The sequence below is a fragment of the Gemmatimonadaceae bacterium genome, assembly GCA_035606695.1.
In the GTDB taxonomy this organism is placed as follows: domain Bacteria; phylum Gemmatimonadota; class Gemmatimonadetes; order Gemmatimonadales; family Gemmatimonadaceae; genus JAQBQB01.
Genome location: DATNEW010000008.1, coordinates 91,268 through 115,014 on the forward strand (window position 1 = coordinate 91,268; position 23,747 = coordinate 115,014).

General features: G+C 65.7%; 23 protein-coding genes. 4 read left to right on the forward strand and 19 right to left on the reverse strand.

Annotated features, from left to right (window positions below; all coding sequences use genetic code 11):
* Positions 1–40: 40 nt before the first annotated feature.
* The 11 genes from VN706_02255 to VN706_02305 all read right to left on the reverse strand — a co-directional run bounded on the left by VN706_02255 (position 41) and on the right by VN706_02305 (position 12,568).
* Positions 41–2,677 carry a pitrilysin family protein gene (locus VN706_02255; protein ID HXT14423.1) on the reverse strand — a complete coding sequence of 879 codons (2,637 nt, stop codon included), beginning with the start codon at positions 2,675–2,677 and terminating at the stop codon, positions 41–43.
* A gap of 17 nt (positions 2,678–2,694) precedes the next feature.
* Complete coding sequence (locus VN706_02260; protein ID HXT14424.1) at positions 2,695–3,495, reverse strand: hypothetical protein; 801 nt, start codon at positions 3,493–3,495, stop codon at positions 2,695–2,697.
* Complete coding sequence (locus tag VN706_02265) at positions 3,492–4,397, reverse strand: ABC transporter ATP-binding protein (GenBank protein ID HXT14425.1); 906 nt, start codon at positions 4,395–4,397, stop codon at positions 3,492–3,494. The genes VN706_02260 and VN706_02265 overlap by 4 nt, the downstream gene beginning before the upstream one ends.
* A gap of 227 nt (positions 4,398–4,624) precedes the next feature.
* Positions 4,625–5,695 (reverse strand): tetratricopeptide repeat protein, encoded by a 1,071-nt coding sequence (locus tag VN706_02270; protein ID HXT14426.1) that lies wholly within the window; start codon positions 5,693–5,695, stop codon positions 4,625–4,627.
* On the reverse strand, positions 5,692–6,855 hold the full coding sequence (locus VN706_02275; GenBank protein HXT14427.1) for a tetratricopeptide repeat protein: 1,164 nt from the start codon (positions 6,853–6,855) through the stop codon (positions 5,692–5,694). Before VN706_02275 ends, VN706_02270 begins: the two co-directional genes overlap by 4 nt.
* A gap of 194 nt (positions 6,856–7,049) precedes the next feature.
* Positions 7,050–7,958, reverse strand: coding sequence for a pseudouridine-5'-phosphate glycosidase (locus VN706_02280; protein ID HXT14428.1), 909 nt, complete (start codon positions 7,956–7,958; stop codon positions 7,050–7,052).
* Between the two features lie 34 nt (positions 7,959–7,992).
* Entirely contained in the window at positions 7,993–8,592 is a 600-nt protein-coding gene (locus VN706_02285) for a class D sortase (protein ID HXT14429.1), read from the reverse strand.
* Positions 8,585–9,010 carry a hypothetical protein gene (locus tag VN706_02290; GenBank protein ID HXT14430.1) on the reverse strand — a complete coding sequence of 142 codons (426 nt, stop codon included), beginning with the start codon at positions 9,008–9,010 and terminating at the stop codon, positions 8,585–8,587. Before VN706_02290 ends, VN706_02285 begins: the two co-directional genes overlap by 8 nt.
* Positions 9,011–9,126: 116 nt before the next feature.
* Positions 9,127–10,002 carry a serine hydrolase gene (locus VN706_02295; protein ID HXT14431.1) on the reverse strand — a complete coding sequence of 292 codons (876 nt, stop codon included), beginning with the start codon at positions 10,000–10,002 and terminating at the stop codon, positions 9,127–9,129.
* Between the two features lie 65 nt (positions 10,003–10,067).
* A complete protein-coding gene (locus VN706_02300; protein HXT14432.1) occupies positions 10,068–11,258 on the reverse strand; it encodes an aminotransferase class V-fold PLP-dependent enzyme in 1,191 nt (396 codons plus the stop codon).
* On the reverse strand, positions 11,255–12,568 hold the full coding sequence (locus tag VN706_02305) for an amino acid permease (GenBank protein HXT14433.1): 1,314 nt from the start codon (positions 12,566–12,568) through the stop codon (positions 11,255–11,257). Before VN706_02305 ends, VN706_02300 begins: the two co-directional genes overlap by 4 nt.
* Before the next feature lie 128 nt (positions 12,569–12,696).
* Here VN706_02305 and VN706_02310 point away from each other — a divergent pair, with 128 nt between their 5' ends.
* Complete coding sequence (locus VN706_02310) at positions 12,697–13,116, forward strand: hypothetical protein (GenBank protein ID HXT14434.1); 420 nt, start codon at positions 12,697–12,699, stop codon at positions 13,114–13,116.
* A gap of 201 nt (positions 13,117–13,317) precedes the next feature.
* Positions 13,318–14,421: a patatin-like phospholipase family protein gene (locus VN706_02315; protein HXT14435.1), complete on the forward strand. Its 1,104-nt coding sequence runs from the start codon at positions 13,318–13,320 to the stop codon at positions 14,419–14,421.
* A 57-nt stretch (positions 14,422–14,478) separates the two neighbouring features.
* Here the strand turns inward: VN706_02315 and VN706_02320 are convergent, their stop codons facing one another.
* The 4 genes from VN706_02320 to VN706_02335 all read right to left on the reverse strand — a co-directional run bounded on the left by VN706_02320 (position 14,479) and on the right by VN706_02335 (position 18,046).
* Complete coding sequence (locus VN706_02320) at positions 14,479–15,195, reverse strand: RES family NAD+ phosphorylase (protein HXT14436.1); 717 nt, start codon at positions 15,193–15,195, stop codon at positions 14,479–14,481.
* A gap of 19 nt (positions 15,196–15,214) precedes the next feature.
* Positions 15,215–15,634, reverse strand: coding sequence for an antitoxin Xre/MbcA/ParS toxin-binding domain-containing protein (locus VN706_02325; GenBank protein HXT14437.1), 420 nt, complete (start codon positions 15,632–15,634; stop codon positions 15,215–15,217).
* A gap of 86 nt (positions 15,635–15,720) precedes the next feature.
* On the reverse strand, positions 15,721–17,100 hold the full coding sequence (locus VN706_02330; GenBank protein HXT14438.1) for a carboxypeptidase-like regulatory domain-containing protein: 1,380 nt from the start codon (positions 17,098–17,100) through the stop codon (positions 15,721–15,723).
* The gene (locus VN706_02335) at positions 17,057–18,046 is read right to left on the reverse strand and encodes a M20/M25/M40 family metallo-hydrolase (GenBank protein ID HXT14439.1); all 990 of its coding nucleotides are present in this window, start codon (positions 18,044–18,046) and stop codon (positions 17,057–17,059) included. Before VN706_02335 ends, VN706_02330 begins: the two co-directional genes overlap by 44 nt.
* Positions 18,047–18,141: 95 nt before the next feature.
* Here VN706_02335 and VN706_02340 point away from each other — a divergent pair, with 95 nt between their 5' ends.
* Together VN706_02340 and VN706_02345 are read left to right on the forward strand one after the other, a co-directional pair.
* Complete coding sequence (locus VN706_02340) at positions 18,142–21,174, forward strand: prolyl oligopeptidase family serine peptidase (protein HXT14440.1); 3,033 nt, start codon at positions 18,142–18,144, stop codon at positions 21,172–21,174.
* Between the two features lie 27 nt (positions 21,175–21,201).
* Entirely contained in the window at positions 21,202–21,498 is a 297-nt protein-coding gene (locus VN706_02345; GenBank protein HXT14441.1) for a hypothetical protein, read from the forward strand.
* On the opposite strand, the gene VN706_02350 is transcribed toward VN706_02345, so the two are convergent.
* From VN706_02350 to VN706_02365, 4 genes are read right to left on the reverse strand one after another with little or no spacing between them, the layout of a single operon-like run.
* Positions 21,495–21,998, reverse strand: coding sequence for a GNAT family N-acetyltransferase (locus VN706_02350; protein HXT14442.1), 504 nt, complete (start codon positions 21,996–21,998; stop codon positions 21,495–21,497). The genes VN706_02345 and VN706_02350 overlap by 4 nt on opposite strands.
* A 1-nt stretch (position 21,999) precedes the next feature.
* Positions 22,000–22,554, reverse strand: coding sequence for a tail fiber protein (locus VN706_02355; protein HXT14443.1), 555 nt, complete (start codon positions 22,552–22,554; stop codon positions 22,000–22,002).
* Positions 22,555–22,566: 12 nt separating this feature from the next.
* The gene (locus VN706_02360; GenBank protein HXT14444.1) at positions 22,567–23,091 is read right to left on the reverse strand and encodes a tail fiber protein; all 525 of its coding nucleotides are present in this window, start codon (positions 23,089–23,091) and stop codon (positions 22,567–22,569) included.
* Between the two features lie 12 nt (positions 23,092–23,103).
* Positions 23,104–23,625, reverse strand: a complete 522-nt coding sequence (locus VN706_02365; GenBank protein HXT14445.1) for a tail fiber protein — start codon at positions 23,623–23,625, stop codon at positions 23,104–23,106.
* Positions 23,626–23,747: the final 122 nt, after the last annotated feature.

Genomic DNA, 23,747 nt, shown 5'->3' on the forward strand with positions numbered 1-23,747 from the left:
CTTCGCTACGCTGTGCTTCGCTCAGGATGACAGCCGGGGCTTACACCGCCTTTCCCGTCCCCCGCACCACGCCTTCAACGCGCCGCGACTGATCGAAGCAGTGCTCGGCCATGGCGCGTATCGATTCCGCCGTCACGGCGCGAACGTTCGCGTCGAACGTGGTGAGCTCGCTCAGCGAACCGAACAAAAACGCATCCACCATGTCCGCCAGCACAGCACCGCCGCTCTGCTGCCGAATTGCGTGCGAACCGATCGCGTACGTCTTTGCGCGATTCAACTCGTCGGCTGTCACGGGTTCTTCGCGCAACCGGCGGAACTCGGTGAGCAGCCCCTGGCGCGCGGCATCCTCCTGCTCGGGGTTCGTGGCGATGTATGCCCCGAAGGTGCCGGCGAGTCTCCGCTCCATCGCGAACGCATGCACGGTGTAGCACAGCGAGCGTTTGTCGCGCAGCTCATCGAAGAAACGGCCGCCGAGTCCACTGGCGACGCTCGCGATCATGCCCGCCGCGAAGCGCGAGTCATCGTTGCGCGCCGGACCGGGAAAGAGCATCGCGAGCGCGGTCTGCGCGCGGTCGCGCGGCTCGACGATGCTCGTGAGCGTGTTTGGCCAGCGAGGGGCGGCCAACGTGCGGGGCGGCGTGTAGCGAATGTCGGCGAACGCGCGCGCGGCGATCTGCGCGAGCTCGTCCGGATCGCCGTCGGCGACGAGGGCGATCGCCGACGCCGACTCGAGCGCGTGCGATGCGTGCCAGTCGCGCACCGCATCGACGGTGATCCGACGCAGCGTGTCTTCGGTGCCACTCGCCGGAGTGCCGTAGGGATGTCCGGCAAACGCCGCCTGCGTCGCGAGCCGCATGGGATAGCGGAACATGTCGTCGCGCATGGCGATGACGTCGGCGATGGCGATCGCGCGCTCGGTCTCGAGTGCATCGTCCTTGAACGTGGGATGCTGCACGACGTCCGCGAGGAGCTCGACGGCCGCAGCCGCCGAGTGCGTCGGAACCGAGATCGCCCATCCGAAACTCTCGGCGCCCGACGCGGCGCTCACGCTGCCGCCAAGCATCTCCGCTTCTTCCGCGATCTGAAGCGCATTGCGCGACGTCGTGCCTTTGGTCGCGGTACGAGCCATGAGACCCGTGAGGCCCGCGAGCTTCGCTGGTTCATCGCTCGCCCCGCCGATTGCATAGATGCCGACGTGCAGCAGCGGCGCGCCAGGCTTGCGACGGACGAGGATCGGCATGCCGTTTACTGTGCGATACACGCGGACGCCGGCTTCCTCACGCTCGAAGGCGGGACGCTGCGCCGCCGGCAGAATGTGCGGCTGATACGGCTTTGGCGGAGTCAGCTCGGGAGGGCGCGGCTCGCGATCGAGCAATTCTCTCATCTCATGCGCGCCGGTGCTGACCGGCGCCGAGCCGTTCGGGCGATAGACCACCACGCCCGCGTTGTCAGGATTGAGATACCGGTCGGCGGCGGCGATCAGATCGTCGCGCGTCGTGGTCATGAGCCGCTCGAAATAGCGATCGCCCATGCGCCAGTCGCCCAGTGCTTCCCACTCGGCGAGATAGTTGGCCTGTCCTTCCATGTCCTCGAAGCGCCGCACCCACTGCGATTCGTAGATCCGCTTTGCACGCTCGACCTCGAGCTCGCCCAGGTCGCCGTCGCGTACCGCGCGAAGCTGATCCCATGCGGCGCGGCCGGCGTCAGCCGCGGTCTCTGGCGGCGTTTCCGCGTGCACGACGAAGACGCCGATCTGCGTCGGCGTGTAGTTGTACGCCGTGATGGACGAGGCCAGACGACGCTCGCGCACGGCGCGGTAGAGGCGCGACGCGCGTCCGCTGCCGATGACGGCCGCCAGCAGATCGAGGGCGGGCGTATCGGGACGCGTCGTACCGGGCGTGCGCCAACCGAAGGCCAACTGGGTCTGCGTGATGTCGCCGGTCCACTCGCGGTAGCGAAATCCGCCGACGCCTTCTTCAGTCGGTCCCGGCTGCCGCTGCGGCTCGCCGGACGGCAGCGATCCGTATTTGTCGTACACCGCGGCGAGCGCATCGTCGACGTCGACGTCGCCGACGATTGAGAGAACTGTATTTCCAGGATGATAAAAATTGCGATAAAAACCGACGAGCGCCTCGCGCGTGAGCGCGCGCAGCCCCGGCTCGCGGCCGATGCGCCACCGGCGAATGCGGTGGCGGTCGTGAATCAGCTCGTAGAGCGTTTCGGTGGACACCGCGCCGGGGCTGTCCGCCTTGCGCTTGGCCTCCTGGATGATCACCTCGAGCTCGCGGGCCAGCTCGCCGGCGTCGATCAGCGAGCGTGCATAGGCGTCGGCCTGGACGTCGAGCCCCTGCGCGAAGCCCGACGAGGGCAGGACGGTGTAATAGCTCGTGTGATCGTAGATCGTCGCCGCGTTGAGATAGCCGCCGACGGCCTTGGTCTGCTTGGCGATCTCGCCGACGCCGCGCGTTGGCGTGCCCTTGAAGTACATGTGCTCGAGCACGTGCGCGATGCCGATGATGTCGTCGGTCTCGTCGAAGTAGCCGGCGTTGACGTACGTCACGATCGCGACGACGGGCGCCGACCGGTCGCGCCGAATGAGCACGGTCAGGCCGTTGGGAAGCCGCGTCCGGACGACCGATGCGGGATCGATCGTCGTCGTGAGTGCTGAGGTTGTCACGTGCGATGGGAAATGGTTCAGGCTTTCGTCACTGGGACCTTACGAAGCATAACCAATCCCAACAGAACGCATGCCACTCCATACGCGACGTTCCACATCGCCCACTTCGTCGGAAACGGCAAGTCGACGAGGTTGCCCATCGCGTTCAGCCCGAGCGCCCAATCGTGCAGCTCCGTGAGCTTGCTTGTTGGCGGCGCGATCCACGTGAGCCAATGCTTGAACCCGGTCACGTGTTCCCACTTGTCCCACACGACCGCGCCGACGAGCAGCACCACGATGCCGATCAAGCCGTCGAAGCGCGTCAACACCGACGTCAGGAACACGATGCCGCCCACGACAACGAATCCGATGGCGGCAGCGGCGAGAATTTTCCAGTCGAACGCCGGCGGATGGAGCCGGCTCCAGACGAACAACAACACCGCTGAAACGACGAGGAAGCCGGCGAACTTCACGATCAGGCTCTGCGCATAAAACCGCGGCGGCGAGACAGGTTTCGCGAAGAGAAAGCGCGTGTATCCGCTGCTGCGGTCCACCGAGAAAATGCCGCTGACCGCGATGATCGGCGCCACGTACGTGAACATGGCGAACAGCTCGCGGAACAACCCGAGCCTCATCGGCGTGGTCATGGTCATGTGGCGCGCGCGCATCATCTCTTCGTTCGCGTCCATGTTGAGATGGATGAGCCAGCCGAGCATGCCGAACAGGAGCAGCGTGATGATTGCGATGTTGATCACGAAGTCGCGCGCCTGCCATTCGGCGTAGCGGCCGAGCCGGGCGTGCCGGCGCGGCAGCGGTGTGGAGAGAGCGGGAGCGCTCATTGGGCGACGGCCTCGCGGAATTGTTGTTCGAGCGCGGTGTGGACCGGAGAGACCGATACGACGAGGGTGCCGCGCGACAGCAGCTCGGCGAGCTCGCGGTTGAGCGTCTCGAGCGACCGGTCGGGGATGTCGAACTCGCCGGGACCGGCGGCGACGGCGTCGGTGAACACGGCCGTGACATGCTCGGCGCCCGCGGCGACGGCGATTCGATACGGCGTGTGCGCATCCGCCGTCGGGGCCGTCTTCAGATCCACGACGCGCTGCAGCCGGCCCCGGTCGATGATCACGACACGATCGGAAATGCGCTGCAGCTCGTCCAGATTGTGCGACGCGATGAAGATCACGCGATCGGGCCGGCGCATGTCGCCCACGAGATCGCGGAAGCGTTGCGTCCACATGGGATCGAGCCCGTGCGTCGGTTCGTCGAGGATGAGGATTCGCTCGTCGTGCAGCATGGCCTGCGCCAATCCGACGCGCTGCAGGTTGCCTTTTGATAGTTGTTTAATGAGTTTTTTTCGATGTTCGTCGAGACCCAGCTGCCCGACGACCGCGTCGACGCGCTCCTGCACGCGCGCGGGCTCGATCCCGGCGAGCAGCGCGTAGCGCCGCAGCGCGTTCTCGGTGCGCCAGCTGGGCGGAATGGCCACGAGCTCCGACAGATAGCCGATGCCGTGCCGCTCGATGAACGTGCGCGGCGACACGCCGTGAATCGTGACGCTCCCCGCGGTCGGACGCATGTATCCGAGCAGCAAGCCGATCAACGTGCTCTTGCCGGCGCCGTTCGGACCGGCCAGGCCCAGGACTTCGCCTTCGTTGATCGTGAGCGAGAAATCCGTCACCGCGTTGACCGTTCGTCCCAGCCAGCTGCGGTACGTCTTGGACACACCGGAGAATTGAATCACGAGCCGTCGGGGTGGGAGGAGGCCATCGGACGGAACCGGCCCAAGGTAGGCCTGGGATGTCGGGGCGGAAAGCCCTTTCCGCGTCAATCCCAAAAAGAACCACGGACCACGCCGGAATACACGGATCGGCCGGAGACTGCGTCACAAAAGAAGTAAACTGGCGTTACCAGTCTCTAACGCAGTTTCCCGACTTTCCGTGTCACTTCCGATGTTGTCCGTGTTTTCTTCTAGTGCGGAATCGGCGGCGGCTGCGTGGTCGATTGTCCCACCGCACCCGCCGGCGCCGCACAATTCGACCACGGTCCGGGGCCCGCGCGAGTGATGAACGTCGTGCCTTCCGACACCCGATTGAGGCGCATCAACGCGCAGCCCAGATAACCCTGTGACATCTTGTCCGTGGGATCGGCCTGCACGGCGCGCACGTAGAACCGCCGCGCCAACTCGGCGTTGCCCTGCTGCAACAGGCTCGCGCCCATCTCGCGCAGCGCGAGCGCGTTGTTCGGATCGAGCTGCAGCGCGTTGTTGAGCTCCTGGCCGGCGAGCGTGAAGTTGCCGACGTCGCGCGCCATGCGCGCAAGCCAGATGTGCGGCAGGGGCGCCTTCGGGTCGTCACGCGACGCTTTCGTGAACGCCGACACCGCGACTTCGCGCTGACCGGCGCGATATGCCGTGATGCCCTGATCCATATCCGAATTGCCGCGCGGCGCGAAGCTGAAGTACGCGGCGATCCCAATGACGATCACGCCGAGAACGACGGCGGGAACGAGCCAGCGCGGAAACCGCCGGCTGGTCGACGTGCTCACGACGACCGGTTCGGTCGGTGCAACCGCAGCTGCGGCAGCCGCAGCTGCGGCTGCCGCAGCTGCGGCTGCCGCCGGTGCGGCGGCGTAGCCGGAGCCGATCGGCGCGCTACGCTCGGGCTCGATGTCGCCCATCAACGCCGCGTCGAGCTTGAGGTACGCATTTCGCGCCGAGTTGACGTCGCTCTCCGTCGCGCGATACGCGGTGTCCTGCAATCGCGTGTGCACCGCCTCGAACTCGGCGAGCGAGTTCGCCTGATCGAAGTTGAGCATTTGACGCTGTCGTGCTTCGCGAATCAATGCCTGGCCCGTAAGCGCGCTCGCCGCGCTTGCTCCCACGAGCGAACGAAGCGCGGCTTCCACCGCGCTCCACGTCTCGATCAAATCGGCTGCGAGATCTTCAGTCCCGCGCGTCGCGTCCAGGCGGGCGACGGCGGGGCGCGCCGCATCGAGTGCGGCGCGTGCGCTTCGCTGCGTGGGAGTGGTGCCTGGGCTCACCGAACGATCTGGATGAGCCCGGCCTTCGCGCTGCCGCGGAGAAAGCTCTCCGCGTCGTGTGTCGGGATGCGAACTCCCGTCTGGCGGAAGCCGTGTTGCGACACTCCGCTCATGTATTCCTGCACCGAATGCGCAGGATTGCCCTTCTCGTCACGCATACGACGCACGATGTCCTCCCAGGACCCATGGAACGGGGTCCCGTCTGACGCGATGATCTGGTGCTCCGGCACAGCGAGGGCACTTCCCTCCCCCGTTTCGTCCTGCTTGTGCTCCGCGAGAGAGCTCAGCAAGCTGCCGAAGAGCTCGAGCTGGCCTCGAGCTTCAGCCGCCGGTGCAGTATCCGCGCCTGAGCGCGGTTCCAGCTCCATCAACATCGTATCGACGTCGTCCAGATCACCGGCGAGCTCCGCGAGACGCTCGTCCCACGGCTTGATCTCGGGATCGCTCTCCTCGAGGCGATAGAGCGAGCGCTTGAGCTCGATCAACCGCCAGATGCCCAACTCGTCCCAATGATCCTCGGGATTCGTGCGCTCGAAATGATAGAGCGCCGCCTCGTACTCACCCTGATCGTACAGGATGTTGGCGAGGTAGATCCGCGCTTCCGCATGATCGCTATCCAGCTGCAGCGAGCGGCGGAGCGAGCCAATGGCCGCGTCGTCGTCGCCCAGCCGATGCTGCGCGTAACCAACACACGCAATCGCCTCCGCCGAGTCGGGCACTTGCTGCGACGCGGTCTCGAAGAACTCCTTCGCGGTCTCGAAGAAGCCCTGATTCTCTCGAAGTGACCCCTCGCGGAAGAGCGACCGTCCGATCTGCAGCATGAGATCGACGTCATCCGCGTAACCAAGCTCGAGCGTCCGACGGAAACACCGCTGGGCGGCGACATCCTGACCGAGCTTCAGCAGGGTTTCGCCGAGACCGGCAAGCCCATCTTCATGTTCGGGTTCAAGGACGAGCGCCTGCTCGAAGGAGTGGCGGGCCCAAGCGTATTCCTCGCGCGCGAGCTGGGCGTATCCGACCCCTACATGCAGCTCCACCGAATTCGGATAGAGCGTGAGTCCTTCACGAAGTACGGTGAGCGCCTCGTCATACTGCCCTTCGTTATAGAGCTGATGCGCGCGTTCGTCGTACTCCTCAGAACTCAGGAACGGGGTGGCCATCGTCAGCAAGCCTCCAGCTCATGAGGGTACTGCTATAGTACCATCAGGGAGCCGCGAAGTTCAATGGCAAATCAAAGCAAAGCGCGAAGTGTGGAGCGGAGAGCGCTTGGACCGATGAAGGGAGGAACACCGTTGCGGTGCACGCTCCACACTTCAGCTGCTTCAGGCCCAATTATCGAGACTCTCTGAACCCCTCACGCTGACTCGGCACACATCGTTGCAATGCGTCCGGCGAGCGACGCATTCTGTTCGAGGAGGGCCAGATTGGCGTCGAGCGAAGTGCCTTTCGTCAAACGAGTTACGGCACTCAGTAGATAGGGGGTTACTTTCGCGCCCACGACGCCCTCACGCCGCGCTAAAGTTTGCGCCTCAGCGACCGCATTCTCCACGGCCCGCGCATCGAGCGCGTACGCCGCCGGCGGCGGCTGAACGACCAACAACGCCTGCGTTCTGCCAAGCGCACGATGGGCTCGCCAAATTTTCACGATGCGCTCCGCGTCGTCGGCGCGCGTGTCGAGCGGAATGCCTGTTTGCGCCGTGAAAAACCCCGGCAGCTCGCTCGTGCGATAGCCGACGACCGGCACGCCGTGGCTCTCCAGTCGTTCCCACGTTGCGCCGAGATCGAGAATGGATTTCGCGCCCGCGCACACGACGATCATCGGTGTTCGCGAGAGCTCCGCGAGATCGGCCGACTCATCGTACGGCGAGTCGCGATGCACACCACCGATTCCGCCGGTGGCAAACACTTCGATTCCAGCCTGACTCGCCAGCGACAACGTTGCAGCCACCGTCGTCGCACCGTCGTCGCCGTTCGCGATCGCGGGGGCCAAATCGCGCGCAGACACTTTGCGAACACCATCACGCCCGAGAAAGCGCTCCAGCTGCGGCGGAGTCAAACCGATCGTGGGCGTGCCGTTCACGACCGCGGTGATAGCCGCGACGGCACCACCCCCCTCCACGGCGCGCACCATTTGCTCGGCAGCAGCGCGGTTCTGCGGAATCGGCAGCCCCTGGGCGAGCACCGAGCTCTCGAGCGCGACGACCGGCCGTCCGTGCGCGAGCGCGTCGGCGATCGCCGGCAGGACGCGAATGAGTTCGTTCATGCGGGGAAAGTACTGCGCCCCCTCGCTCGGCGGCTCAGCTCTGAGGCTGCGACCGATGCAAAGGTTTGGCGGTGAGAATCAATCGCTCGGGCGCCGGGCCGAAGTATCGAATCGGCCAGCACGTCGTGAGCGTCAGCGTCGCGTCCGGCGTGCGAAACAGCGCGGGATCGTTCTTGTCGATCACGCGTCTCGCGACGATCCGCCAGGTCGTCACGCGCGAATCGGACTCCGTGACCACGGTGTCGCCAATGGCGAGCGCATCGAGATGATTGAAGTGTCGATCGCGATGCGCCGAAATCACGGCGTTGCCGGGCTCGCCGGGGTATGCGCTGCCGGGCAGGTGGCCTGGTCCGGCGTTCAACTCGTCGTCGCTCACACCTTCGAGCACGATCGCATCGAGCCCGATGCGCGGAATGATGATGTGCGCCATGGGCGCGCCCGCGACGAGCATTTCGCGCGGGCCGCGATTCAACGCAGCCGAACGCGCCGACGCCACCGCGCTGTGCGCCTGCGACTCATCCCAGGCGGTGCGCGCCTGGTCGGCCCGATACGCTCCGAACGCGTAGCGTCCACCGGTGGCCGAGAGAATCAGGCCGCCGGAGACGCAGAGCGCGAGGCCCAGCTGTCTACGCACGATCGCGCGCCGGCGTGCCGCCGCGCAGCAGGATCGTGCCGAGCAGAAGTGCGCCGGTGCCGATGAGCGCGAAGAGCGGCAGATCGCTCGCTGTTGCCGGCGCGCGCGTGCCGTTGCGGAACGTCGTCGTTTCGGCGGCGGCGGACGTCGTCGCGGCGCCGTTGGAGAGCGAATCGGCGGCGGTAACCGGCGCCGGCGTGACGCCCGCGGCCGAGTCGACCCACGTGCGCATGTTGGCGATCTGCGCGTGTGAGATGCTGTCGGACTGCATCTGCTGCTGGACGGCGACCGCGGCTTTGACCGAGTCGGCGGCCTTGTTCTTCGGCGGAATGAACGTCGTGAATTGCGCGCTGGCGATTCCGGGGATTCCGACGAACGCGGCGGCGACGAGGATGCGGCGAAGTGACTTCAGTGACATCAGTTACCCTCCTGTGGTCGAGAAGGGCATACTGTGGGCCATTGGACGACGGGCGTATGGGCGTATGGGCGTATGGGCGTATGGGCGTCGGGGCGTCGGGGCGTCGGGGCGGCGGCTTACGGCTTTTTGGGCCAGGCGGATACTATCGCGGCGCCGAGCTTTCCGAGCGTCAGGTGCGCCTCGTTGTCCGGCAAGTAGCGCGTGTCCGCATTCTGCTTCGTGAGGCCGCACGCGACGACGCGCGATTGCAGGCGGAACAGGGCGCATTCGGTGCGGACCGAATCAGTCGAGCCCGTCTTGTGCGGCGCGCTCACACCCTCGACGTACCGCTGCATCTGTTCGCCGTCGGCGTTATTGGCGAGCAGATCGAGCATCGCCGAATCCGCGGCCGGACTGACCGCGCGTCCCTGCGCGAGCAATTCAAAGAGGTGCGCCATCTCGTTCGGCGTCGTGACGCCGAGGCCGTACTTCACCGAGCTGTCCATCGCGACGCTGGTGAATCGCTGGAACGTCTTGGAATGCACCTTCGTGTGCGGAAGGCCAAGCGATTCCATCTTCGTCCAGACGCGGCGAATGGCGACCTTGTCGAGAATGAGATTCGTTGCCGTGTTGTCGCTCAAGACGATCATCAGCGCGGCGGCGTCGTGCACGCTCAGACTCATGCCCGAATGCATGAACTGCAACACGCCGCTTCCGGGCACTTGATCGATCTTCAGGACCGTGATCGGATCGTCGAGCGACAGCTCGTGCTTCTCGGCGAGATCGTACAGCGTGACGAGAATTGGAACCTTGATCAGACTCGCGGTGGGAAACGTTTCATCGCCGCGGAGCGACAGGCGTTCGCCGGTATCGAGGTTGAGCACCGAGTAGCCAAGCACGCCATGGTGTGCGCTGGCGATGCCGTCGAGCGTGCGATGCAACGCGGCGGTGTCGGCATGGGTGAATTGGGCTGAGACGGTGGATGAGAAGACGGCAAGTAACGCGGCTGTCATCCCGAGCGAGCGAAGCGGGTCGAGGGATGACGACCGGGTTCGCGTTTCGGGCCCTTTGACATTCATCACGTCACCACCGCCCGCTTGTCCTCGTACTTCTTCCACGTCTCCTCCTTCAAGATCTCATCGATCATCTCCACCGCGCGCTCCAGCTCATCATCGCTCGTGTAGAAGTGCGGCGCCACACGAATGCCCGCGCCAGGCCGATAGTCGACGATGACGTCGCTTGCCAGCAGCGCCTGCGCGACGCCGTACGCGTGCGGTACGTCGAACGCCACGGTGCCGCCGCGCCGCGCGGGATCGCGCGGCGCGGTCACGCGATAGCCGCGCGCATCCGCGAGCTCGATGAGGCGCGACGTCTGCCGCACACTCTTCTCGCGCACGCGCTCGATCCCTGCCCGCCGCACGATGCGCGGCCCTTCGATCGCGGCGAACAATGCCGGAATGGGCGGCGTGCCATTGAGCCAACGCCACGCGTGATCGGCATACTGCATCTCGGCATCGAACGCGAACGGCTTCGCGTGCGCCTGCCATCCGGTGAACGCCGGCGACAACCCACTCGTCGTCTCTGGCGATGCGTAGAGGAACGCGCCGCCTGGTCCGCCGCACAACCATTTCAGCACGCCGCCGCTCAGGAAATCGGCGCCGATCGCCTTGACGTCGACCGGAATCACGCCGACGGAATGAAACGCGTCGAGCGACACGAGCGCGCCAACGTCATGCGCGCGGCGGCAGATCGCCGCGGCGTCCATGATGAAGGCCGAGCGAAACAGCACGTGCGAGATCGCGACGAGGCGCGTGCGTTCATCGATCGCGTCGATGACCCGCTGCGTGTCGATGCCGACGCCGTCGTCGCTCGGGACGACCACGATGCGCGCACCGAGCCGTCGTGCCAAGCCATCGTAGACGTAGCGCACCGACGGGAAATCGAGCTCGGTCATCACGATCGTGTCGCGGCCATTGCCGTAGTCGAGCGACGACAGCACCGACGCCTGCGCGATGGTGACGTTGGGAATCATCGCCACTTCGCCGTTGCCGGCGCCGATCAGCGGCGCGATCTCGTCGCCCACCGACACGGGCATTTCCCACCAGCCTTTCGCCCACGCGCGCACACCCAGCTCGGCCCATTGATCCACGTACTCGGCGAGTCGCTCGGGAACTGCACGCGGCATGGCGCCGAGCGAGTTCGAGACGAGATACGTCGTACGTTCGAGAATTGGAAACTCGGCGCGAAACTGCAGCAGCGGATCGGTCACGCGGCGCCCTCGGCGTGTACCGCGCGGCGGTTCGCCATGCTCGCGGCGAACAACACCACCGCGACGCCGACGATGACGAGCAGCGCTTTCCATTCGTCGGCCGAGAGCGTGGAGAGAATCCACGCGATGACGATGAAGGCGAGCACCGGTATGATGGCCGAAAAGGGAACGCGGAACGGCACGCCGTCCGAGTGTACATCCATGCGACGCAGCTTCAACACCGCGATGCAGCAGGCCGCGTAGACGAGGAGAATCGATCCGTTGGCGATGATCGCGAGACGCTCGAAGCTGCCGCTGACCGCGAGGATGATGACGATCACGGTCTGCAACATGATCGCAATGTGCGGCGTGTGAAAGCGCGCATGCACGGCGCCGATCGGCGCGGGGAGAAATCCATCGCGCGCGAATGCGTAAAGCGTGCGCGGGACCGCGAGCGTCATCCCGCTGATGTAGCCGAACATCGACACCGCCATGCCGACGAGTATGAGCGTGCGTCCCCAGGCGCCGAACGCGACCGCCGCGGCTTCGGCGAGCGGTGTCTTTTGTCCAACGAGCGCGGGGCCAAGAATGCCCTGCGTGACGATCTGGACGACGAGATAAAAAATTGTCACCGCCGCCATGGCGATGAAGATCGCGCGCGGTACCGTGCGCGCGGGATCATGCACTTCGCCGCCCGGCACGAGCGCGGTCTCGACACCGAGGAAGGCGAAGATCAGCACCGCCGAGGCGCGGGCGACGCTGCCTGCGGCCGGAGCGCTCGCGACGACGAGATTCTCGTGCTTCACGGCGCCGATGCCGGCGACGATCAACAGCAGCAGCGGCAGCAGCTTCGCGACCGTCATGGTTGCATTGAAGCGATTCGCGCCGCGCACGCCGGCGACGTTGAGCGCCGCGAGCGCGACGAGAATGATCGTGATGGCGATTCCGCGCACATTCGCGAGCGACGGAATGAGCGCCACCAGCGCGTCGGCGAAGAAGGACGACACCGCGGCCGTCGCCGCCGTGATGCCGGCCCACATCAGCACGCCGGTGACGAAGCCGATGAGCGGTCCGAACGCGACTTCGACATAGGCATACACGCCGCCGGTGAGTGAGACGCGGCTACCCGCCTCGGCGAAGCACAGCACGATGAGGCCCATGGCGACGGCGCAGACGACATAGGCGATCGGAGCCGCGGCGCCGAGCGCGCCGGCGGCGGCGGCCGGCAAGCGGAAGATGCCTCCGCCGATGGTGATGTTGACGATGCTGGCTGCCAATCCCCACACGCCGACGGCGCGGAGCAGCGAGGCTTCGTTGTTTTGTCGGGGCACGCGGTAAGAGTAGAGGCGGCCCCGTGTGTCCGCCACCGTTGAACCATTGACCGAGGGCTGTTGGGGGTGGGTAACGTACTGGCGCGGTTCTTCCGCAGTCACCGGCAACTCGCACGAGGAGAAATACCATGCGTCGCTCGATTCATCTCGCGGTGGTGTGCCTGATCGCCGCCGCCGTCACGCCGTTACGCGCGCAATCCGGCGCGTTCACTCTCATGTCCGATACGTCGTCCGCGCGCGCTGATTCCGTGAACGTGGCACTGGCGCCGCGGGTGCCACAGGTTGTGACGCCGCGCACAGCTGAGGATCGCGTCGCGGGAGGGTCGCTCACCGGAATGCGCGCGGGCGTGCATCGGCAGGAAACCGTGCGGCCGCTCATCCCGAACGCGGCGGCGACCAATCCGCACCTCGGCCAATCGCGTGCGATGATGGTGGTTGGCGCGGCGGCGCTGATCGCGGGCGCGATCATCGGCGGCGATCCCGGCACGATCATCATGGTCGGGGGAGCGGTGATCGGGCTATACGGGTTGTATCAGTATCTGCAATGAGGGGCGTCGGGGCGTCGGGGCGTCGGGGCGTCGGGGCGTCGGGGCGTCGGGGCGTATGAACGACGTTTTAGATGGCTCGTGACGGTTGCTTCCTCACGAGTGTAAATGTCTGTAGTAGGTCATCATACGCCCATACGCCCATACGCCCATACGCCCATACGCCCATTCGCCCATTCGCCCATTCGCCCATTCGCCCAGCCTATGACCCGTACTTCGTCCTCTCACAAACCGCGTCGCGTCGCCCTCGTCCTTGGCGGGGGCGGCATGAAGGGCTTCGCGCACATTGGCGTCATGCATGCGATGGAAGAGCGCGGGATCGTTCCGTCGCTCTACGCCGGCACGAGCATCGGTGCGATGCTCGCCGCGGCGCGCGTGGGCGGCATGCCGATCGACGAGCTGAACAAGCGCGCTGCATCGCTTCGGCGGCGCGATCTCTTTCGGTTGAATCATTTCGGCATGCTGCTCGAGCGCATGCGCTCTCCGTCGATCTACCTCGAGGACCCGCTGCGCGACTTGACGCGTGCGGTCGTACCGGCGGGCACGTTCAATGATCTGCCACAGCCGCTGCTGGTGAACACGGTGGATCTCGAGCGCGGCGCGCCGATCATCTGGGGCGCGCCCGGGCTGCGCGATGTGAACGTGCAGGACGCGGTGTACGCGTCGTGCGCGCTGCCAGGCTACTTCCCGCCCGGCTACGTCGGCGAGCGGCTGTGCGTGGACGGCGGCGTCGTGGATAATCTGCCGGTGGGTATGGCCGCGCTGAATGCGGATTTGATCATCGCGGTGGACGTGGGCAGCACCGACTTGCGTCCGATTCACGACGGCCTCTCGCTCGGCTTCGCGAACATCTACATGCGCGCGGCGACGACGATGATGCACGCGCTGCAGCAGTTTCCGCTCACGCACTGGAACGGTCCGCCGATGGTGCTCATTCGTCCGCGCTGCGGCGAGGACTGGTTGAGCTTCACGAACATCGCCGCGACGATCGAAGAAGGACATCGCGCGGCGCTCAAGGCGTTCGAGGACATCGACGCGTTCTACGATCAGCCGGGCGGTGTGTATCCGCGACGGCGGTTCGAGCTCGAGGTGGATCGCGAGAAGTGTGTCGGCTGCGGACTCTGCGTATCGCTCGCGCCGAACCTCATGGGATTGGACGCGCAGGGGAAGGCGTATCCGCGCACGAAGACGGTCGATTGGTCTCCGGCCGACGGCGACTTCGTGGCGTACTGTCCGACGAACGCGATCATCGCGAGGAAGACGGAGCGAATCGTGCCGCTCAAGGCGGGCGAGCGCGGGGCGGCGTAACAGCGCTCCGCCGCGAAAGGGGTCCTTCGCTGCGCCGCGCTTCGCTCAGGATGACGCTTAGTCCCCGAGCCGCTTGATCTCCAGCACGTCCGAGATCTTCGCGCCGTCCCAGATGTAGCGGAGATGCTTCTGCTCCTTGCAGTGCGACAGCACGCGCGGACGGAACACCGCCACGCATCGCCCGCTGTCCTGGCGAACGGAGTCGTACACGATCCCGTTCGAGCCGCCCGCGCGCAACGCGCCGCCGACGAGCTGCGACGACGTGTAGTCGTCGAGACGGTAGACCTCGGGTAATACCCGCTTCATACCGCGCAGGTCGTGCAGCGACGCCTTCACCGTCATCGTGAGCACGCGCATGTCGAGCTCGCAGCGCGCCTGTTTCGTCGCGCGCATGAACCGCTCGCGATGATACCGCGTCTCGGCGATCGCCGTCGATTCGCGCTGCGCCGCGTAGAACACGCCGTAGGTGCCGCTGCTGAAGCGGCTGCCTTCCGGTGAGAGATGCGTGAACGCCGCCATGATGTAGCCCGCGCCCGGGCCGACGACGCGCTCGTCGCGCGGCACGAGCGAAAGATCACCGGCGGCATCGCGCAGGCGCGGATTGAACGCCGACTCGATGGCGAGCACCGCGTCGAGATCGGCGGGCCTGGCGACGCGCTCGAACAGCGAGATCGGCGGAAAGATGCTCGGGATGATCCGCACCGCGTTGCGCCAGTGCACTCGACGCACCGGGATGGGCCGGTCGGGCGACGGGGTGAGCGGAACGATACCCACGCCAGTCGGCGTCGCAACGTCAGGCAAAGTCGCCGCCCCGCTCGCCGTCGAGGTAGGCGCGGACGAGAAACAATCCGGCGACGCCGCTCAGCATGAGATCGAGCGCGCGGCGTCCCTCGAACAGCGGCGCGTCGTTCGGCCGATGAATCCACACGGCCGCGGCCGCGTCGGGCAGCAGTATTCGCAAACTCTTATAAATGCCGAACACGTGGGACAACCGCTCCAGCGTGTCGGGCGGCAGGGCGCCGGGCGCCGATTTCTTCCAGCGGAAGAACGTCGTGCGCGAGGTGAGGCCCAGGAGCGCCATCTGTTGCGGGGCGTCGAGGCCCCATTCGTCGCAGATGCGATAGAAGGTGGAGAGCCCGGCCCGGGCCACGGCCGCGGGGTCGAGCGAGCCCAGCTCGGGAGCGAGTGCGGTATTGGGTGCGCGAATGACCATGTCGCCTGCCGTCGTCGGTAGCGGCAAGATAGTACCATTTGGTACTAAAACACAAGTATTGGTCTAAACGGTATGGCCCGCGAAGGTCAGTGGCGCGTCCAGACGACGATGACCGCGCACTGGTTGCGGCGCTCGAATTCGCGCGGCGCTTCGGCCGGCGTGTAGATCTCCATCGACTTGATGTCCTCGAGGTCCACGAGATGATTCAGCTCGTCGATGTCCTCGAGCACCGGCAGGCCCATACCGTTCAGGTACAGCACCGGCAAGCACGGCTCGCCGCGAATGCGCACGCCCAGCTTGCCGTTCGCCATGCGTACCATGGGCGTCCGCGCCGAGTGTTCGAGAATCTCGGTCACGCTTCTGATCGACATCGCCGTCAGGTCGCTCGCCGTAAAGAAGCTGCCGATTCCGGCCGAGCGCCGTGCCTCGAAGCCATTGTCCATGTCGCGAATGCGCTTGCCGTTGATCTTCACCGTATCGAGCACCGACATGATCGTCGGCAGCGTGATCTCGACCCACTGCACGCTGTCGGGAATGACGTTGACGGGCCGTTCGTCGGGGAAGAACCCGATCGCGCGCGTGACGAGCGTTTGCGTGCCGGCGCGCCCGGCGACCACTGTGAACACCCCGTTGTCGTCGGCGGCGAGGTCGTCGCCACCGTCGATCGACACGTGCGCGTGCGGAATGGGACCGCCGTTGCTGCCGACGACGTTGCCGCGAATGGCGACGCGCACCGGGCCGCCGATGAACAGATCGTGCTGCGCGACGCCGTTGGGGGGCACACGTACCGCGACGGCCCCCGTGCGGTCGTCGCGCCGCGCCGCCAGCAGCGTGACTTCGACGTTGGGCGGGACGCCGCACAGCACGAACCAGCCTTCGTCAGTCGTATGAGCGGCGGTGCTCACCGGGCGCGCCGTGACTCCGCGTCCCCGCGTGAAGTCGATCTCCGACCAGCGCGCGCTGACGTCGGCGTCGGGAGCGACGGTGTGCGACGTCGCATCGAACACGCGGCCAACCATGACGCCGGCTGAATCCGTGATGGCCTTGGCACCGCACTCGATCGTTCGCAGGTGCTCCGCGGACGGAATCGACAGCGGCAGCCACGCCCCGCCGCGCGTGACGTCGACCATCGTCGCGTTCGCGCGCAGGCCGAGCGAGTCGAGCGCGTGATGATAGAAGGTCGCCAGATAGCGGCCGGGCGGCAGATTCTCCGCGGCATACTCGCCACGTTCGTTGGTCTGGAGCGAGACTGGCCGAGCCTGCGGATGCTCGGCGTCGACGAATTGAACCGTGGCGCCTTTGAGGGCGGTGTGCGCGAGGCTGTCGTACACGATACCCGCGACGCCGCGCGAAATCACCGGCGTGGACACGACGTGTGCCGCGATGCAGCCGGAAACCGCGGCGCTCGCGAGCAGCGAACCGTTACGCCAGCTCCTTCTCCAACACCGCGCGAACGATTCGTTCATACGCGTCCACCGCCGCCTGCAGCTCTGTGACGTCCACGAACTCATCATCGCGATGCGCCACGTGAATGGAACCCGGTCCGAACAACAACGGCTGTCCCCAGTTGGTCAGCGCGGGAATGTCCGTGGCATATGCTGCAACCGAGGACTTGAATCCGTCAACGACCCCGAGCCGTACCGGTGGGACCATCGGACCCCACTCCAGGGTTGCCCGACCGTCCGCCCAGCGTTCGATGATGTCCACCACCGTCTGCGGCGGCGTCACGAGGCGGATCATCAACCGTGCCTCGGCGGACGGCGCCACGACGTTGTCGGCCACCCCACCGGACAATCCGCCGATGTTGACGGTGGTTTCCCCGAGGAGAGTATCGGACGGGAATTCGAGCTCGTCGAGCTCGGCGAGCAGGTGTACCAAGTCCCGCGTGGCGGACTGGCCAAGGTGCGGATACGCGGAATGTGCCGCCTGCCCCGCCGTGCGCGCGATGACGCGAATCGCGCCCTTGGTACCAACGGCGAGCGTGCTTTCGGTGGGCTCGCCGTTGATGAGATAGCGATTCGACGGCGGAACGAGCCCCGCGGCGAACGCATCGTTCGCGGCGTGCGCGCCGTCGTGGGTGACTTCTTCGCCAACGACAAAGAGGAGCGCGACCGGCGCGTTGGTGGCGCGCAATCGCTCGGCGGCGACGATCATGGCGGCGGCGATGCCTTTCGCGTCGCACGCACCGCGGCCGTAAATGCGCGAGCCGTCCACGGTCGGCGGAATGAACGGCGGTACCGTGTCGAGATGCGTGGACAGCGTCACCAGGGGCGCCGGATGCGCGGTCGCGTAGAGATCATCGCGCCCCGGTGTGACCGCGATGCGCTGTGTGCGCCAACCCTGGCTGGCGAGGTATCCGTCCAGCCAATCGATCACCGCGCTTTCACGGCCGCTCGTGGAATCGATTGACATTAGCTGCGCCGTCAACTGAATTGGATCGCTGGCCGTAGTCATCAAGGCAAGATCGACCCGCCCCACACCCCGCGCAACGCCTGGAGAATTCCGTCATGCGCTCCCCGTTTTTCCGCACGATCGTCCCGCTGACCGCGATCTCCACCGCGCTGTCGATGGCGGCGACGATTCTTCCCGCGCAAGGCAATCGCAACGGCGTTTCACAGGCGGGCAAGGCGACGCCCAATCCGCGGCGCGACGACACGAAGCGCGGCATGACCGTGGCCGACTACGCGAAGTGGCGCTCCATTCGCGACGTGTCGCTGAGCGACGACGGGGCGTGGGCCACGTTCGCGTATCAGCAGCGGAGTGTCGACGACACATTGTACGTGAAGAGTCTCGCGACGAGCGGCGAAACGAAGATCGCGCGCGGAAATCGCCCGCAATTCTCCGACGACTCTCGCTGGGTGGCGTACTTCGTCTCCGCGGCGACGGCGTCGCGCCGCGGTGCAGCGGAGCCGAGCGATGCGCCGGAAGGCGGCGGCCGCGGTGGCGCGCCGCAAGGACCGTCGCGTGTCGAGCTGCGGAATCTCACCACCGGCGCAACGGTTGGATGGGACAACGTCGCGTCATTCGCGTTCTCTAAAGGTTCGGCGGCGTTGATGGTGCGCAAGGCGCGCGCCGGTCAAGCCCCCGACGCGCCAGCGGGCCGAGGCGCGGCGGGCGGCGGCGGGCGTGGGGGCCGGGGCGCGGGCGCACCGCCGGCGCGCGTCGACGGAACGGACATGATCCTTCGCCACCTGCACGACGGCGTGGACGAGCTGGTCGGCAGCGTGAACGCGGCCGAGTTCAGCCACAACGGGCAGCTGCTGGCGTTCACGGTGTCGGCGGCCGATCGCGAGGGCAACGGCATTTACCTCGAGTCGACGGGAACGTGGCAGCGGCGCACGCTCGACAACACGCGCGCCGATTACAGCCGGCTCACGTGGGATGATTCGGGAAGCGCGCTCGCCGCGCTCCGCGGCGTCGATCGTCGCGGCTTCACGGAGCGCGAGAATGCGCTCGTGGCGATCGCGCGCGTCGACGGTGAACCGCAGGTGGCGGTGCTCGATCGCGCGGCGCTTAAGGGGCTTGCCGACAGCATGGTGATCAGCGACAAGGGCACGCTCTCGTGGAGCCCGGATCACTCGAAGATTTTCGTGGGATTGAAGGAACAGGAAGCCGCGCCGCGTCGCGATACGACGGCGGCGGCGGAGCCGGTGGGCAACGTCGACGTGTGGCACTGGAAGGATCCGTACATCCAGCCCGTGCAGATGGTACGCGCGCAGCAGGATCGCAACCGCACGTACGCCGCGACGGTGGTGCTCGCGCAGAAGCGAGTGGTGCCGCTGGCTGACGCGAAGATGGATCGCGTGCAGGTTGGGAAGGACGGCAACTGGGCCGTCGGCCAGGACGACAAGGCATACATCGACGATTCGGCGCCGCAGATGTCGGACGTCTATCGCGTCAGCACCACGACCGGCGAGCGCACGCCGCTGCTCAAGGCACAGCAGCGCACGTTCGGTCTCTCGCCCGACGGGAAGTACTTCCTGTACTGGAAGGACAAGCAGGTGTGGTCGTACGATCTCGCGGCGAACCGGCATGTGAACATCACCGCCAAGGCACCTGTGAGCTTCGTCGACGCCGAAGACGATCATCCAGGCGAGAAGCCGGCATACGGTGTCGCGGGGTTCACGAAGGACGGCAAGTCGGTGGTGCTCGATCACCGCGACGATCTGTGGGTGGTGTCGCTCGACGGGTCGGGCACACCGCGCAATCTGACGAACGGCGCCGGCACGAGGAACGAGATTCGCTTCCGCTATCAGGCGATGGACAACGAGGACGGTGCGGGGGCGGGCGGGTTCGGCGGCGGTCGTGGTGGCCGCGGGGCCGCGGCAGCGACGATCGATCTCTCGAAGCCCATCCTGCTCACGGCGTTCGGCACGCACAGCAAGAAAGCCGGCTTCTATCAGCTCGACGGCGACACGCTGACGCCGCTCGTGTACGAGGACCGGTACTTCGGGCGGCCGATCAAGGCGAAGAACGCCGACCGCGTGCTCGTGACGCGCGAGACGTTCGTGGACTTCCCGGACTACTGGGTAACGAATTCAAAGTTTGCTAATCCCGAACGGCTGACCGACGCGAACCCGCAGCAGTCGGAGTTCCGCTGGGGCCACCGCGTGTTGATCGACTACAAGGACAAGGACGGTCATCCGCTGCAGGGCACGCTGGCGATTCCGGATGATTATCAGCCGGGCCAGAAGCTGCCGATGCTCGTGTACTACTACGAGAAGCTGTCGGACCAGCAGAACCGCTACGAGGTGCCGCGCTATGCGTCCGCGCCGCAGTACGTCGACTATGTGAGCAACGGCTATCTCGTGCTGCTGCCGGATGTGTATCTGCATACGGGCCACACGCACACCGACCATCTCAATTCGGTGGAGGCAGCCGTGAGACGGGTGGAAGAGCTGGGGTACGCCGACCCGAAGCGCGTCGGCCTGCACGGCGGCAGCTTCAGCGGCCAGGGCGGCGCGTACATCTCGACGACGTCGAAGATGTTCGCGGCGATCGCGATTCGCGCGGCGGCGGTGGATCTCATCGCCGACTTCAACCAGCTGTGGAAGACGACGGGCACCAACCAGCACAACTACGACATCAACGGGCAGGGACGCTTTGGAACGAATCCGTACGACAATCTCCAGTTGTTCATGGATCAGTCGGCGGTGTTCCACGCGAAGGACATGAACACGCCGCTGCTCATTCTCCAGGGCACGAACGATGGATCGACGGAGTGGTTGCAGGGCGTGGAGTTCTACAACGCACTGCGCTTCCTCAAGAAGCCGGTGATCTTTCTGTCGTACGAGGGCGAGGGCCACGGGTTCTCGCGCTACGACAATCAGTACGACGTCGAAGTGCGGATGCATCAGTTCTACGATCACTATCTGAAAGATGCGCCGGCGGCGGACTGGATCGCCAACGGGGTGCCGTTCCTGAAGAAGAAGACGCCGACGGGCGAAGCGGCGCGTCCGGTGCAGCTGATCGGACCGGGCGGCGGGATCGGGACGCCGATGACGGGCGGCAGCGGCGCCGGCGGCCCGCCGAATCCGTGATACTAATTCTTTAATTATAAAAAACGAATGTCCGGCGACTTGACCATCGAAGCCTTTCGACCGCACGTGGGCAGCACGTTCCACGTGCGGTTTCCGGACGGCCAATCGTTGCCGCTGACGCTCGAGGAAGTTTCGGGCGCGCCGGGCGACCACGACGCTCGGCGCACGCGCGCGCCGTTCAGCCTGATCTTCCGGCCGCCCGCCGGCGTCATGCTCGGCCAGGCGAACTACTGTCTGGAGGGCGCCCTCGGCTCGCTCGAGATTTTCCTCGTGCCCATCCTGCCGGACGCCAGGGGCGGCCGGCTCCAGGCGGTATTCGGCTAACTGAGCGTCGCCGTCGCCGGCGGTGCAGCCGGCGGGCGATCCATGCGAATGTAGACCGGGTGTTCCTCGCCGTCCTCGACGGCGACGAACCCCAACCGATCATACAAGCGTCGCGCGGGATTCTGGTGCTCGACGTGAATGCTCACGATCTTGCCGGCGCGGTCTGCCTCGGCGAAGAGATCGCGCAGCATCCGTTCGCCGAGACCGCGCCCGCGGAATTCCGGGAGCAGCGCGATGTCGACGATGCGAATCTCGCGCGTCGTGCGATAGACGTAGAGGCGGCCCGCTGGTTCGTCGTCAACGAGCACCACGTCGAACGAGCCTTCGCGGTAATGCTCGGCGTAATAGCGATGCTGCGCCTGAAACTGCATGCGCAGAAACGCTTCCTTCTCTTCGGCCGTCCACGGGGCGACGGCGAGCTCCTCGGCACGCGTGCTGGCGTAAATCCGATAGAGGAGCTCGAGGTCGCCGTCGTGAACGGGCCGGAGAGTGTGCGGCATGCTACTGCCGCGGCGGGAAGATGCCGTTGATACAGATGCAGAAGTTGATCACGAGCGTCGGCATCGTGTTGGTATGTGCGAGGGGCGAGGCGGAGCCGAACGGCGTGAGCGCGGTCGGCAGCATCGGGACCATCGTCGGCGCGGGGGTCGCATTCGCCGGGATGTAGGGCGTGCATTTCGAGTCCGCCACGTTCCCATACACGACCTTCGGGCCCGGCGTGTTCGAATCGCCATTGTTGCGAAAGCTGCCGCCGTTGAAGCTGTGCGTGTGGGGCGGCATGTTCAGCGTCGTGATCGTGACGGCGTTTTCGCCTGTCTGCTCGCCGACCACGTAGGGGGAGAGGCCCGGTCCGTCGCCCGCGCCGACGATCACGTTGTTGCTGACGTCGGGTAATCCAAAGGTGCGGACGCCGTCGCCGCCGAAATTCGTGCCGAGCAGCGAGAACAGCGCCGTATTCTGCTGGATCGCCATGATCGCGCCGTTGGCTAGCGCCCAATTCATCGGCGCGAAGTTGAAGCCGAACAGCCGCATCTCTCCAAGAAACGCTTCAGACATGTGGTGGTTCTCCTAGGACTGAGACGGGAAGATGCCGGCCATGGCGATGATGTAGTTGATGGCGACGAGCGGCTGTCTGTTGTCGTGCGGCTGGCCCCCGCCGTTCGACGGTGAGATGTGCTGCTGGTTGTATGCGGTATTCGCGCCCCGTTCAATGAAGATCTTGCAGTCGTCGGGTGCCTTCGCGATGAGAATACCGGTCGGGTCGGGCGTCGTACCGGTGTCCTTGGATGCAGCCAAGGTGTGCGTGTGCGCCGGAATGTTCTGCGCGGTGAGCGTCACCTGTTCGGTGCCGCCAGTCTGGCCGATGACGTACGGGCTCAGACCGCCTTGCCCGCGTCCTTGGTGAATGGGCACGCGTCCCCGCAAATCGGGAAGCGCGAAGGTGGTTTGCCCGTCGCCGCCGAACGCCGTTCCGATGAGGGCGTACAGTGCGTCGTTGGTTGAAATCGCGACGAGCGTGCCGTCGCAAAAGTTCCAGCCGAGCGGAGCGAAGGTACCGGCAAATAACCGGATTTCGCCGAGATATGGATCCATGGTGAGCGCTCCTTAGTTTCGCGAAGGGAACACGCCGGACAGCGCGATGACGTACGGGATGCACAGGAATGGCTGCCGGTTCTCATGCGCGACGTTGCCGCCCGCCGACCCGATGGTACTCGGCTCCATCGTCGTCTGATTGTCCAGTTTCGTCGGCGCCGCTCCAAAGCCGGTGGGATATGCTCCCACCCAGCCGTTTGCCACCGGTTGATTGCTCGTCCCGTTCGTCTTCGTTCCGTTGAAGATGTGGGTGTGCACGGGAATCTCCTGGACAGAGAGCGTGTGCGACTCGGTTCCAGCGACCTGGCCGAGAGTGTTGGGGCTCACTCTCGTGCTCCAGCCCATGGGCGTGCGGCTGCGCAGATCGGGGAGTTGGAAGGTGGCCACGCCGTTTCCACCGTACGTCGTACCGAGCAAAGCGAACAGCGCCTGATTCTGGTTGATCGCCATGGTTTGACCGTCACAGAACGCCCAGTACTTGGGTGCGAAGTTCCACGAGATCATCCTGATTTCGCCGAGGAATTGATCGGACATGCAGGCTCCGGTGAGTGAAGGAGTGGATGGACCGCAACGCGAAGAACACCCTGCGCCAGCGGTGGCACGGGTGGTACTGCGACTGCCGAAATTGATTCGACCTGCGGTGCTACGGTGGGAAA

Bases quoted from the DNA above. Each gene is read 5' to 3' on its own strand.
- VN706_02260 (HXT14424.1), bottom strand. From the start codon at position 3,495: ATGAGCGCTCCCGCTCTCTCCACACCGCTGCCGCGCCGGCACGCCCGG.
- VN706_02275 (HXT14427.1), bottom strand. From the start codon at position 6,855: ATGGCCACCCCGTTCCTGAGTTCTGAGGAGTACGACGAACGCGCGCAT.
- VN706_02280 (HXT14428.1), bottom strand. From the start codon at position 7,958: ATGAACGAACTCATTCGCGTCCTGCCGGCGATCGCCGACGCGCTCGCG.
- VN706_02290 (HXT14430.1), bottom strand. From the start codon at position 9,010: ATGTCACTGAAGTCACTTCGCCGCATCCTCGTCGCCGCCGCGTTCGTC.
- VN706_02295 (HXT14431.1), bottom strand. From the start codon at position 10,002: ATGACAGCCGCGTTACTTGCCGTCTTCTCATCCACCGTCTCAGCCCAA.
- VN706_02310 (HXT14434.1), top strand. From the start codon at position 12,697: ATGCGTCGCTCGATTCATCTCGCGGTGGTGTGCCTGATCGCCGCCGCC.
- VN706_02315 (HXT14435.1), top strand. From the start codon at position 13,318: ATGACCCGTACTTCGTCCTCTCACAAACCGCGTCGCGTCGCCCTCGTC.
- VN706_02325 (HXT14437.1), bottom strand. From the start codon at position 15,634: ATGGTCATTCGCGCACCCAATACCGCACTCGCTCCCGAGCTGGGCTCG.
- VN706_02330 (HXT14438.1), bottom strand. From the start codon at position 17,100: ATGAACGAATCGTTCGCGCGGTGTTGGAGAAGGAGCTGGCGTAACGGT.
- VN706_02335 (HXT14439.1), bottom strand. From the start codon at position 18,046: ATGTCAATCGATTCCACGAGCGGCCGTGAAAGCGCGGTGATCGATTGG.
- VN706_02340 (HXT14440.1), top strand. From the start codon at position 18,142: ATGCGCTCCCCGTTTTTCCGCACGATCGTCCCGCTGACCGCGATCTCC.
- VN706_02345 (HXT14441.1), top strand. From the start codon at position 21,202: ATGTCCGGCGACTTGACCATCGAAGCCTTTCGACCGCACGTGGGCAGC.
- VN706_02350 (HXT14442.1), bottom strand. From the start codon at position 21,998: ATGCCGCACACTCTCCGGCCCGTTCACGACGGCGACCTCGAGCTCCTC.
- VN706_02355 (HXT14443.1), bottom strand. From the start codon at position 22,554: ATGTCTGAAGCGTTTCTTGGAGAGATGCGGCTGTTCGGCTTCAACTTC.
- VN706_02360 (HXT14444.1), bottom strand. From the start codon at position 23,091: ATGGATCCATATCTCGGCGAAATCCGGTTATTTGCCGGTACCTTCGCT.
- VN706_02365 (HXT14445.1), bottom strand. From the start codon at position 23,625: ATGTCCGATCAATTCCTCGGCGAAATCAGGATGATCTCGTGGAACTTC.